We start from the raw sequence: 12549 nt of genomic DNA, 5'->3' as shown, positions 1-12549 counted from the left end.
GTCGCATACGTACTTCAAGTTAGGTGCAGGCATGGGCTTACATTGGTTCCTAGAGCAAATTACTAAGCAACCGGTCGCTAACCATTGGCAGGCATTAGCCCGTGCATCGTACCGTGAAGAGCTTGATTGGCAACAACGTATCCTTTCAGAAGTGGTGTTAAACGGCTTTGAAGGGGATGATAAAGACGTTAATGCCCAAATTGAGCAGTGGATGGATGATCAACACGTGTTATTACAGCGTTGGCAACAAATGTTGGCTGAATTTAGAACATCACAAACCCATGATTTTGCTAAATTCTCAGTGGCACTACGTGAATTAATGCTACTTAGCCACAACTGTGACACGAAAGTGAAATAAATTTAGCCTTTACACCATTATTTTTAACTGAAATAACGGTGGATGACTATTTTTGTTATACAATACCTCAGCCTGGTCTGAGGTATTTTTTTGTCTTAATTTTATTCAGAGGATTCTAGTCATGTTTTACGATTTAGCTCGCCGTTTTATGTTTACCCGTGATGCGGAGTGGGCGCATGAGTTCGCTCTTAATAACTTAAGTCGTTTTGCCAACACCCCGGTAAGTGCCGCGTGGTCACAAAGTGTGGCGAATAAACCGGTTAACTTTTTAGGGCTAGAGTTTAAAAACGCGGTGGGCCTGGCTGCTGGACTGGATAAAAACGCGGAATGTATCGATGCATTTGCGCAAATGGGCTTTGGCTTTGTAGAGGTCGGTACGGTGACTCCTCGCCCACAAGCCGGTAATGATAAACCGCGTATTTTTAGGTTACCGCAATCAAATGCGATTATTAATCGCATGGGGTTTAACAATAAAGGTGTAGATAACTTAGTTAATAATGTTAAAGCGGCAAACTACAATGGCATTTTGGGTATTAACATTGGCAAAAATAAAGACACCCCAAATGAGCAAGGTAAAGACGATTACATTCACTGTATGCGTAAAGTATTTCAGCATGCCTCTTATATCACAGTGAACATTTCATCGCCTAACACGCCAGGGTTACGCGATTTACAATACGGTGCTGCGCTGGATGACTTATTGCAAAGTTTAAAAAACGAGCAGCTTGATCTAATCGCAAAGCATAATAAACAGGTGCCTATGTTGGTGAAAATAGCCCCGGATCTTGATGCCGTGCAATTAGAGCAAGTGAGTGGCTCGTTATTAAGTAATAAAATTGATGGGGTGATCGCCACCAATACCACACTTGAGCGTAGCATGGTTGCAGGGCAGCAATACGCGGATGAAGCCGGTGGCTTATCGGGATACCCAGTCAGAACGCGTGCTACACACGTTGTCAGTGAGCTAAAACGCTTAACAGCAGGGCAGTTACCTATTATAGGCGTGGGCGGTATTGATGACGCTGAATCTGCCAAAGAAAAAATCACGGCCGGTGCCGATTTAGTGCAAGTGTACACCGGCTTTATTTATAAAGGACCCAAATTGGTCAGATCGATCGTTAACGCCTTATAGGGATCGGTTCTATAAGCTTTTGATCGTTCAATAAATGTTCTAATAAAATATTTAAAAAATGGTCAAAAGCCGCTATACTCTATGCTTATTGTGTTGATAATATTTAAATGTTAAGCAAAGGGGGGAACTATGTTACAAGCAACAAAGCAATGGCAATGGATAGCTTGTGCCAAAAGAAACCGCTTATTGCTTGATTTAAATGATGATATGCAATTATGTACCCCTTATAAATTAAGACAACTCACCGACGCTACATTTAAAAACCCTTACTTTAGCCTAGAAGATGCTGCCTTTTACGAGCAAGTCTATCAATACCTTGCGCAATTTAATTTATGGAATGCGGCGCAATTGTGTCAAATTGCACTCAATGCCACAGCTGTTAAATTTCAATTAAAGCCGGTATTGCCAAAGAGTTGGTTTTTTGCGCCGTACACGGGCTCAACGCCAAGCACTGAGGCCGTGATAATGTTAACCTCCAAAGTGCAGTCGGGCGAATTTTTAATTGTAGAGCACAGCAGCGACGCGTCTGTGTGTATAAACCTAAGCGATACCTTTCAGTTAGACGAAAATTTATCACTGCAGCAGTTTGAAGCGATTCGCGTGTTAAATAACCGTGTTCACCCCCTCTTAAATCAGCAGTTTAATTGTAAAACCGCCTGACGGTATTTAATTATATCAGCGTCTCTTTATGGCGTGTTTGTCGGCAAACCTATGTTATAATCCTGCGCAATTAGCTATTAAGGGTTATTACTTTGCAATTTATCGCACTTACTTCTATCGGAATCGAAAATTTATTGGTTGATGAACTAACAGAGCTTGGCGCGACCGTGTCTAAGCAAACTGTGGGTTCAGTTCGCTTTGAGGCAGACTCATTGCTCGCGCAAAAGGTGTGTTTAGCCACCCGTTTTGCTACTCGCGTGCTTATGCTTATTGAAGAAAAAGAAGGCGTAAATGACAAAGAAAGCCTCTACAATTTTGCCCGTTTACAACCTTGGCAAGAGTGGTTTGGCCCCACGCAAACGTTCGCGGTTGATTTTAATGGTACCAACGATGCCTTAAAAAACACCCAGTTTTCGGGATTAGTGATCAAAGATGCCATTGTTGATTACTTTAATGATTTATACGAACAACGCCCAAATGTTGACAAGCAAGATGCCAACGTACGTGTAGTAGCACGATTGAATCGCCACGGGGTGTCTCTGTATATTGATTACTCTGGGCCACGTTTATCGGAGCGTGGCTACCGACAAGGGCAAGGTAAAGCACCGATTAAAGAGCATTTAGCCGCCGCTATTATTAAACGCAGTGGCTGGCTTGAAAATGTAAACCAACCTTTGTTTGATCCCTGTTGTGGTGCTGGCACTATTTTGATTGAAGCCGCAGGCATGGCACGCAATGAAGCCCCTGGGTTATTTCGCGAAGGCTTTGCCTTTGAGCGTTTACCTAGCTTTAGAGCGGCTAAGTTTAAAGAATTAAAAGAGCAGCTTTTTGCCCAAATTACCGATCCGAAGTTGTGGCTTATTGGTCATGATTACGATGCCCAAGTACTTGGCAAAGCGATTGATAATGCAAAACGCGCTGAACTAGATAGCATGATTAAGTTTAAGCAAAGTGATGCCACTAAGTTAACCGCCGTGGCGAAGTTACCGGGCGTGGTTATTTCGAATTTACCGTATGGTGAGCGTATTGGCTCAATGGCTGAACTCGTTGATTTACACCGTAATTTAGGGGTGGGCTTTAAAAAGCACTTTAACCATTGGAAACTGGCATTGTTAGGCATGGATGAAAGCCTATTTAAGTTATTGAAGCTAGTGAAGCAAAAGCGTTACAAATTCAAAAACGGCCCGTTGGATGTCGAACTTAACTTATATCAGCTTGACGATAAACAAGTGAGCCTTACCAGCGATGATAAAAAAGCATTGAACTTTGAAAGCTCCATGGCGTTTGCTAATCGCTTGAAAAAGAATAAGCAAGGGTTAAAAAACTGGTTAAAACAAAACGCCGTGCAAGCATACCGAGTGTATGACGCCGATATTCCAGAATACAATGTGGCAGTCGACATTTATGGCGATTCAGCGGTAATTTTTGAATACGCGGCACCCAAAGAAATTGATGAAAAAACCTCAGAAAAGCGCCTGCAAGATGTGATCAGTTTAACGGCTGAGCAACTTAACATTGCGCCAGAAAATATTGCGGTAAAAGTACGCAAAAAACAAAAGGGTGAAGAGCAATACACCCCGATGGCGAAGCAAAACCGCACCCAAGTGGTAGAAGAGTTTGGGGCTAAATTTAAAGTTAATTTATTTGATTACTTAGACACGGGCTTGTTTTTAGATCACCGGTTAGTGCGCCGTTATATTCAACAAAATGCCAAAGATAAACGTTTTTTAAATTTGTTTGCCTATACTGGCAGTGCGTCAGTGCATGCAGCCCTTGGCGGCGCAAAAGCGATTACTACGGTTGATTTATCGAAAACCTATTTAAAATGGGGCCAAGATAACTTTGAGTTGAATAATATTAACAATACCCGCTACCGTTTTGAGCAAGCAGACTGTTTAAAATGGCTCGAGCACGCCACCGCTCAATACGATTTGATCTTTTTAGATCCGCCAACGTTTTCTAACTCAAAACGGATGAAAGACGCGTTTGATGTACAAAGCGATCATATTAAATTATTAACCTGGGTGAAAAAGATACTCAGTCCTTCAGGAACATTAATATTTTCCAACAACAAACGTGGCTTTGTAATGGATGAAGTCGGCTTAATTGGCTTAGGTTTAAAAGCGGTTAATATTTCAGATAAAACCTTATCACCGGACTTTAAACGTAATAAAAAAATTCATAATAGTTGGTTAATTACCCATGGCTAAGTGGCGTTTATATCACACCGAGGGCTGTCATCTGTGTGAACAAGCGGAGCAACTTGTGGTGCCGTTACTGCACAGTAACGATGAATTATTGCTAATAGACATTATGTCTGATGAGCAGCTAATTGCTGATTATCAAGTTAGCATTCCGGTTTTAAAAAGTGAGCAAGGCCAACAGTTATTTTGGCCTTTTAATGCACACGATGTGCGTAAATTTTTAGCACAAGCAGAATAAGAGCATAGAAGCATTATGGATTTAATTAGAATTGCAAAAGCACAATTGGCTTTTGGTACGCACGCTTTACTGGATAAAGCCGATGCGGTAATAGAAAGTGGCGAACGAGTGTGTGTGGTGGGTCGCAATGGCGCGGGTAAATCGACGCTATTAAAAGTACTCGACGGCCAAGTGGTGTTAGACGATGGGGAAATTAATCAACTAGGTGGTCTTAAAATCTCACGTTTAGAGCAAGATCCACCAAAAGGTGCCAGTGGTACGGTATTTGATTACGTTGCCCAAGGTATGCCAGAAATTGCTAACTTATTGATTGATTTTCATCATGTGAGCACGCAACTACAAACAGAATGCACTGATAAGTTACTCAATAAGCTTGAGCGTCTCTCAAATCAACTGGAAGCCGCTGATGGCTGGCGCTTCGATAGCCGTATTCAATTAGTACTGACTAAATTAGAGCTTACCGCCGACGCGAAACTTGAGTCATTATCGGGTGGCTGGTTACGTAAAGTGGCGTTAGCACGCGCTTTGGTGAGTGAACCTGACTTGTTATTACTCGATGAGCCCACGAACCACTTAGATATGACCAGCGTAATGTGGCTAGAGCAGTTTTTAAAAGAGTTTAAAGGCGGGATTGTGTTTATTTCTCATGACCGTGCCTTTATTCGCGCTGTGGCAACACGGATCTTAGACTTAGATCGCGGTAAGTTGGTGTCTTACCCGGGTGACTATGCAACATATTTAGAACAAAAAGCCCACGATTTAAAAGTAGAAGAAAGTCAAAATGCGTTATTTGATAAGCGTTTAGCAGAAGAAGAAGCGTGGATACGCCAAGGTGTTAAAGCACGTAGAACCCGTAATGAAGGGCGAGTACGTGAGCTAAAACAATTGCGTAACGAGCGAAAGCAACGTGTCGATCAAGTGGGTAAAACAGACTTTAATATTGAAGTGGCAGAGCGTTCAGGTAAGTTAGTGTTTGAAGCAAAGCACCTATGCCATGCATTTAAAGATAAAGTGATTGCTAAAGATTTCTCAACGCTGGTGATGCGCGGCGATCGCATTGGTTTAGTGGGCCCTAACGGCATAGGTAAAACCACATTACTGAAATTAATGTTTGGCGATTTAGCCCCTGACAGTGGTGAAACGAAGCAAGGGGTTAACTTAGAATTTGCTTATTTTGATCAGTATCGTGAAAAGCTAGACGAAGAGGCCACGGTACAAGATAACGTGGCAGAAGGTAAGCAAGAAGTGATGATGGGCGGTCGTTCGCGTCACGTGCTAGGTTACTTGCAAGACTTTTTATTTCCGCCTGCACGCGCGCGTACCCCGGTTAAAGCCTTATCGGGTGGTGAAAAAAACAGATTATTACTGGCTAAGCTATTTTTAAAACCGTCAAACATTTTGGTGCTTGATGAGCCAACCAATGATCTGGATATTGAAACCTTAGAATTGCTAGAAGACATTATCAATCAATACCAAGGGACAGTATTAATTGTTAGCCATGACCGTGAATTTATCGACAATACTTGCTCTAGCGTGTGGGCATTTGAAGGTGATGGCAAAATTACCGATATTGTTGGCGGTTACAGTGACTATGAGGCGTACACTAAATACTTAGCTGAGCAAGAAAGAAATCACCAACAACCGGTTAAAAAAGCAGTAAAAGCGCCGCAGCCAGCGGCCAAGCCTGACACTAAGGGCAACAAACTCTCTTACAAATTAAAACTTGAATTAGAACAGCTACCTAATAAAATGGAAGCACTCGAAGCTGAGCTTGAGCAACAACAAGCGATAGTAAGTGATGGCGATTTTTTTAAGCAAGATAGCGATGTAACAGCTAAGGCGTTGAACCATTTGGCAAAACTTGAGTCAGACCTTGAAGCTGCGTTTGAGCGCTGGGAAGAACTTGAAGAATTAAAGAATCAGTAGTAAGGACTAAAATGAAATATAAATTACTCGCTGCCAGTATTTTAGCAACAATAAGTAGCACAGCTTACAGTGCTACTTATCAATTAGCTGAGCTAGGCGCGTTCGAAGGCGCAAAACACACCTATGTAACCGATGTAAGTGAAAGTGGTCATGTTATTGGTTTAGCAAACGGCTTATATGATTTGCCGATAGATATCAGCTATATCGACTTTTCAGAGAGCTTAATTAAAAACGCTTATAATAATGAAGTCCGAGCATTTGAACTCAGTGATAAAGCAATCACCTTTACCCTTGAGGATATCGAAAAAAATAACGCGCTTGCTACAAATGCCGATGCGCATTCGTTTATGGTCCGTTTTTTAGCGAATGTGTCTGCTAATTACCAATACCAAAAGCAAAGCTCGTTAACCGCGATTAAATACCCCAGCGATGCTAATTCGGCCACAGAGCAAACATTTTATGATGTTAACTCGCTGGATTACCCCGGTGTTACGCGCTCAGTAACTAATTTTTATAATGCGGTTGCCGAAGACGGAACTTCAGTAGGCTGGGGCAGTGCCCCATTTGATAAAATACAGTTTACCAAAGAAAATGACAGTGAAGCAGAGTCGTGGTTTGTGCGCGACTTTATCGAGCGCGGTATTGTACTGGCGAGTGATGGCAGTAAGGCTCTGGAGCTTGAGCCGGCATTTAACCAATATGGTGGCACCAGTAAAGCCTCTGACATAGTACAAACAGCTGATGGTTATATTGTGGTAGGTAATGTGTCGGTAAGTATTCCTGCGGCACGCGAAAAAAATATCACCGACAGTTGTGAAGGCAAGAATCAACCTGTTTCATCGTGTATTGAAAGTATTAATAGTCGCAGTACCCGTGGCTTGTTTAATAAACAGGCAGTGAAGTGGACGCTCGATAACGAGTTTAATGTAACCAATACCGAGATTTTGGGTTTAGCATTTACGCCGAAAGAAGATGAAGATGATTTTGCTTACATTAGTAATGCATTAGCCGTGAATACCCAAGGGGTGGCAGTTGGCGTGTCAAATACCCGTTACTTTGACCGTGAGAGCACTATTTTAACCATGCCAGCGTATTTTAAAGACGGTGCCGTGGTTGATTTTATTGAGCAGCGCGATGATTGGCAAGGTGGTAAAGCGTTAGCGATTAACGATAATAATATTATTGTAGGCTATGCGACCAAACGTATTGAAGGCACACTGCGCAATAAGCTTTTTTATCATGACATTAGCAGCGGCACTACGGTATTTCCAACGGATTACTTTACCAGCTCAAGTTCGGTAGCCAATGATATCAATAACCAAGGGTTTATCGTTGGTGAAGGGCAAGTGGGTGTAGCGGATAGCTCACGCCGTTCTGAAGCGTTTATTTATAAAATCGGCGAAGATAAAATCACTAACATAAATGATTTATTACCTTGTTACGATGTAGATGGTGAGTCTAGTTATGGTTACACTATCAGTGAAGCGAAAGCCATTAACGAGAACAATGAAATCTTTGGGGTAGCCACAAAAACCGTTGAAAAACGTAACTCTTTAGGTGAGGTGGTCACCGATGAGAATGGCAAAACTGAATTTGAAAGTATTGCCGTTGCGGTGAAGCTTTCGCCAATACCGGGTGGCACAATTGAAACCTGTGCCCCTCCAGAGCAAGGGCAATATGAGCGCAAATCAGCGAGTTTCTCTTGGCTTGGCTTATTATTATTACCTTTAGTTGGCTTTAGACGCGTGTTTAAATTCTAACAGCGTTTAACACCGGCAGATTAAAAAAGCCCACCTGTTTAGGTGGGCTTTTTTTGTCTATAGTTATTACCAATGAGCTTGCTATTGGTTGCGCGTATTCCAAGCTTTCCTTACTGAACGGCGCCAAATAATATCAATACCAAAATACCCTATGAGGGCGGCAACAGACGCTGATACTAACGAGCCGACTAGAAAAGCAGGGCCAATAGTGGTTAGGCTCTCTACAAACCAAGGCCAGCTGGCTTCAAAATGAAAGTGTTGCTCAGGTTGATTTAACACCAATGTACCTATTAGGTATGAGCCATAAAAAATGGGCGGCATGGTAAGCGGGTTGGTTATCCACACTAATGCCACGGAAATGGGCAAGTTTACTCTAAATACAATGGCTGCAGCAGCTGCAAGTACCATTTGAAAGGGGACAGGGATGAAGGCAAAAAATAATCCGACAGCAAAAGCACCGCGGGCTGAGCGCCTATTTAAATGCCACAAATTTGCGTCATGTAGCAGGCGACCAAATATTTTTAGGGATTTATGATGTCTAATTTTATTTGGATCAGGTAAAAATCGTTGGATCGTTTTCTTAGCCATTTAAAGCAACCATATACTTCAGTGTGGATTTGTCTTGGGTTTGTGCTTGGTTGTGTCACAACCGTATTTTATTACCAGACCCTCGAATTTAGCGTCATCACAATTTCAATCCTTATTGTGAGTGCTTATTTTAAGCCGTTTTCAAATGTTTTGTTAGGCTTTCTTTGTGCTATTTGCTGTATCGCACTGCATTATAGTGTTTTTTATTCATTTGAGTTGCCAACGCAGTACGAAAAGTACGCATATCAGGTCAACGTGGTGGTGGAAGAGGTTATTTCGCCACAGCCACCACAATATATTAAAGCCAAAATTTTGCAAATTGAGCAGCAAAGCTATTCTCGTTTAGTGGCGCCCAGTGCTATGTTGAGTGTGAGTTCATCCCAGCCGCTAAAGATAGGCGATCGCTTTGCTGCTGTTGCTAAATTAAAACCATTTAGAACGACAAAAAACTTTTCCGTGTTCGACAAGCAATTATATGCATTTAGCCAAAAGATATTTTTTAAAGGCAAGATACTGAATCACAATTTACAAATAACCGCTAGCCAAACTACACCCACCGTTATTAAGTATAGACAAGCCATTAACCGGCTATTTAAACATGCCGAGCTTAACTGGCTGTATTATGTGTTACTTACCGGTGATAAATCACTAATGGATTATCAGCAAAAGCTGACAATGCAAAGCTTAGGACTGAGCCACTTATTAGCGATATCTGGTTTGCACATTAGCTTAGTGTTTGGCTTTACCTTTATGTTAGTACGTACGTTGCTCTGTGTTATTAGCGTGAATGTTAAGCAAACTGTCAATTTATCTATGCTTTACAGTGTAATAGGGTTTGTAGCGGTATGCTGTTATGTGTACTTAAGTGACTTTATTGTATCGGCAACCCGTGCTTTATTAATGTTAGGGTGTTATTTACTATTATATTACTTAGCGAAACAGTCATTGCGGTGGCGCAGTATTTTATATGCGTTGGTGATTATTTTATTAGTTAACCCCTTTTACTTATTAAACCCTGGATTATATTTTTCATTTATCGCGGTGGTTATTATTTTTACCATCATCAGCAAGGTGCCTTTGCAGGGGACGCACGTGCTCACTAAGTTGGCGTTGTTATGCGTGATCCAATGCGCGTTATTCATTGGTTTATTACCACTGACGGTGTACTTTTTCAATGGTGTTAGTTTAGCGGGCTTAGTATTAAATTTAATGGCCATTCCGTTACTGTCTTTTATTATCATGCCATTACTATTATCTATTGTTTTGCTAAGTAGCGTGTTTGATATGGGGGCGGTTATCACGCTATTCGATGCCTTTTGTTACTTTTTGTACCAACTGCTCACATCCATTCCTGACGATTGGCGCTGGTTTAATATTGGCCAAATAGACATTCAGTTAATGTTATTTAGCTATGTGATTCTGCTCTTACTCTACTTTTCGCCCTTTAAATGGCTGGCCTGCCTAGTGTTGAGTGTGTTTTATGTTGATCAGTATTTTAGCTCTAACAGTACGTGGCAGCTTAATGTGTTTGATGTGGGGCACGGCTTAATGGTGTTAGTAGTAAAAGAGGGCAACGCCATGGTTTATGACTTTGGTCCTAGTTACTTTAATCGCTTTAGTCGCACTCGCAGTATTCTGTTGCCCTATATTAAAGCGCATAATATCCATGTGAGTACTGCGGTGTTGAGCCACGAAGATAATGATCATGGTGGTGGGGTTGGGCACTTTATTGCCGCAGGACATGCAGAAAGTTTTAGCACCTTTCATCCTAACGGCTATAACATGCCGTGTGTAGCAAAACGCATTGATTTTCATGGTTTGACTATCGAAACCTTGCCAACGGCAGAGCTTAATAATCGTAATGATGATTCCTGTGTAATGAAAATTAGTGATGCGCATTACAGCGTTTTATTTACCGGTGATATTTCCAAGCAGCGCGAAATAGCACTGCTTAACGCGAGTTATGATCTCTCAGCTGATGTGTTAATTAGCCCTCACCATGGCAGTGGCACCTCTTCAAGTGCAGAGTTTGTGGCGGCGGTAAAGCCAAATATCGTGGTGCATTCCAGTGCGTATCAAGGGCAATGGCATTTTCCCCATCAAGCGGTAGTAAGCCGCTATCAACAGATAGCTGCCAAGCAGTATATTACTGGCACAGATGGCCAGATCAGAATTAAATTTTATCGCGATAAACTCGTTGTAGAAAGCGCAAGAGAGCAGGAAAGTTATTGGTTTATCAAAGATTGACGTTTAGTTTTTGTCGCTCTAAAGATACAATAGAGGCTGTCACTGTATAAAGAGAGTGTTATGGAGCAAAGTACTACACAAATTTATAAACGGCTTGTTTCTTATGTTGGTGCGTACAAGGCGATTGCCATGGTGGCCATTATCGGCATGATTGGCTATTCGGGAATGGACGCATTATTTATTCAACTCATGAAGCCGTTTATTGATGAAGGTTTAAATCAGCGCAATAGTGATGTATTAAAGTATGCCCCTTTTGTGGTGATTGCTTTGGTATTAGGGCGTGGCATGTTTAACTTTATGTCATCGTATTGCCTAAGTTATGTGGGCTCACAAGTGGTGCGTGCATTACGCCAACAGCTATTTGAACATATTTTACATTTGCCGGTGTCGTTTCACGATAAAAACTCTACTGGTGATTTAATTTCAAAAATTACCTTTGATACTGAACAGGTACAGCAAGCGATCACCAAAGCATTGCTGATCGTGGTACGTGAAGGCGCGTTTGTGGTGTTTTTGCTCGCGGTGATGTTTTACACCAGTTGGCAGTTATCATTGATATTTTTGGTGATCATCCCGCTGGTGGCGGTAATTGTGACTGTGGTGTCAAAGCGTTTTCGTCATATCTCGAAAAATATTCAATCGGCGATGGGTCAAGTGACCCGTAGCTCTGAGCAAATGTTAAGTGGTCATAAAGTGATTCATGGCTTTGGTGGGCAAACACAAGAAATCGATCAATTTGCCAGCATCAATAATCATAACCGTCAACAGCGCATTAAAATGGATGCCACCAAGGCGCTGAGTGTATCTATTATTCAGGTGTTAGCGGCCAGCGCTATGGCGGTGATTTTATGGGTGGTGTCGTTACCGTCAATGATAGACACTATTAGCTCGGGAGATTTTGTGGTCCTGATCTCGTCAATGATGATGTTACTGCGACCGCTAAAGCAATTGGCAAATGTAAACAGTGATCTGCAGCGCGGTATTTCCGCGGCGCAGAGTATCTTTTTAGTGCTCGATGAAGAAATAGAAAAAGATACCGGCAGCATCGCGATAGATAAAGCGCACGGCTTAATTGAAATTAAGCACGTGACCTTTAAATACCCAACTAAGGATGAGCCGGTATTAAACGACTTGTCACTGACGATTAAGGCAGGTGAAAGCATTGCGCTGGTTGGGCGCTCGGGCTCAGGTAAGTCAACTATTTCTAATTTATTGCCGCGTTATTATGATTTAACCGCGCCGAGTGAAATTTTACTCGATGGTATTGCGCTTAATGACTACAAACTGGCAGATTTACGGCGCCAATTCGCCTTGGTTTCGCAACAGGTGGTGCTGTTTAACGATTCGATTGCGAATAATATATGTTATGGCTTGCAGCGTGACATTTCTTCGCAAGAACTGCTCGAGGTCGCGAAACAAGCGCATGTGTGGGAGTT

General features: G+C 42.0%; 10 protein-coding genes. 9 read left to right on the top strand and 1 reads right to left on the bottom strand.

The features are described 5' to 3' along the window. The 7 genes from ABYB02_RS09440 to ABYB02_RS09410 form a co-directional block, all read left to right on the top strand. A partial coding sequence (locus tag ABYB02_RS09440; protein WP_372762219.1) for a hypothetical protein occupies nt 1–358 on the top strand: 358 nt, incomplete at its 5' end. Between the two features lie 121 nt (nt 359–479). Continuing rightward, on the top strand, nt 480–1490 hold the full coding sequence (gene pyrD / locus ABYB02_RS09435) for a quinone-dependent dihydroorotate dehydrogenase (RefSeq protein WP_372762218.1): 1011 nt from the start codon (nt 480–482) through the stop codon (nt 1488–1490). Between the two features lie 129 nt (nt 1491–1619). After that, a complete protein-coding gene (locus ABYB02_RS09430) occupies nt 1620–2150 on the top strand; it encodes a cell division protein ZapC (protein ID WP_372762217.1) in 531 nt (176 codons plus the stop codon). Between the two features lie 92 nt (nt 2151–2242). Continuing rightward, nucleotides 2243–4360, top strand: a complete 2118-nt coding sequence (gene rlmKL / locus ABYB02_RS09425) for a bifunctional 23S rRNA (guanine(2069)-N(7))-methyltransferase RlmK/23S rRNA (guanine(2445)-N(2))-methyltransferase RlmL (RefSeq protein WP_372762216.1) — start codon at nt 2243–2245, stop codon at nt 4358–4360. Beyond that, nucleotides 4353–4592 carry a glutaredoxin family protein gene (locus tag ABYB02_RS09420; RefSeq protein ID WP_372762215.1) on the top strand — a complete coding sequence of 80 codons (240 nt, stop codon included), beginning with the start codon at nt 4353–4355 and terminating at the stop codon, nt 4590–4592. The genes rlmKL and ABYB02_RS09420 overlap by 8 nt, the downstream gene beginning before the upstream one ends. A 15-nt stretch (nt 4593–4607) precedes the next feature. Further along, a complete protein-coding gene (locus ABYB02_RS09415; RefSeq protein ID WP_372762214.1) occupies nt 4608–6518 on the top strand; it encodes an ABC transporter ATP-binding protein in 1911 nt (636 codons plus the stop codon). Between the two features lie 11 nt (nt 6519–6529). Beyond that, entirely contained in the window at nt 6530–8278 is a 1749-nt protein-coding gene (locus ABYB02_RS09410) for a DUF3466 family protein (RefSeq protein ID WP_372762213.1), read from the top strand. Between the two features lie 81 nt (nt 8279–8359). Here the strand turns inward: ABYB02_RS09410 and ABYB02_RS09405 are convergent, their stop codons facing one another. Then, a complete protein-coding gene (locus tag ABYB02_RS09405) occupies nt 8360–8866 on the bottom strand; it encodes a DUF2062 domain-containing protein (RefSeq protein WP_372762212.1) in 507 nt (168 codons plus the stop codon). On the opposite strand from ABYB02_RS09405, the gene ABYB02_RS09400 reads away from it, so the two are divergent. Continuing rightward, nucleotides 8846–11113: a DNA internalization-related competence protein ComEC/Rec2 gene (locus tag ABYB02_RS09400; RefSeq protein ID WP_372762211.1), complete on the top strand. Its 2268-nt coding sequence runs from the start codon at nt 8846–8848 to the stop codon at nt 11111–11113. The genes ABYB02_RS09405 and ABYB02_RS09400 overlap by 21 nt on opposite strands. A gap of 60 nt (nt 11114–11173) precedes the next feature. After that, a partial coding sequence (locus ABYB02_RS09395) for an ABC transporter transmembrane domain-containing protein (protein WP_372762210.1) occupies nt 11174–12549 on the top strand: 1376 nt, incomplete at its 3' end.

The sequence above is a fragment of the Pseudoalteromonas sp. genome, assembly GCF_041613455.1.
In the GTDB taxonomy this organism is placed as follows: domain Bacteria; phylum Pseudomonadota; class Gammaproteobacteria; order Enterobacterales; family Alteromonadaceae; genus Pseudoalteromonas.
Note: the sequence above shows the minus strand (reverse complement) of the source record. Positions and strands in the feature narration are given on the sequence as shown.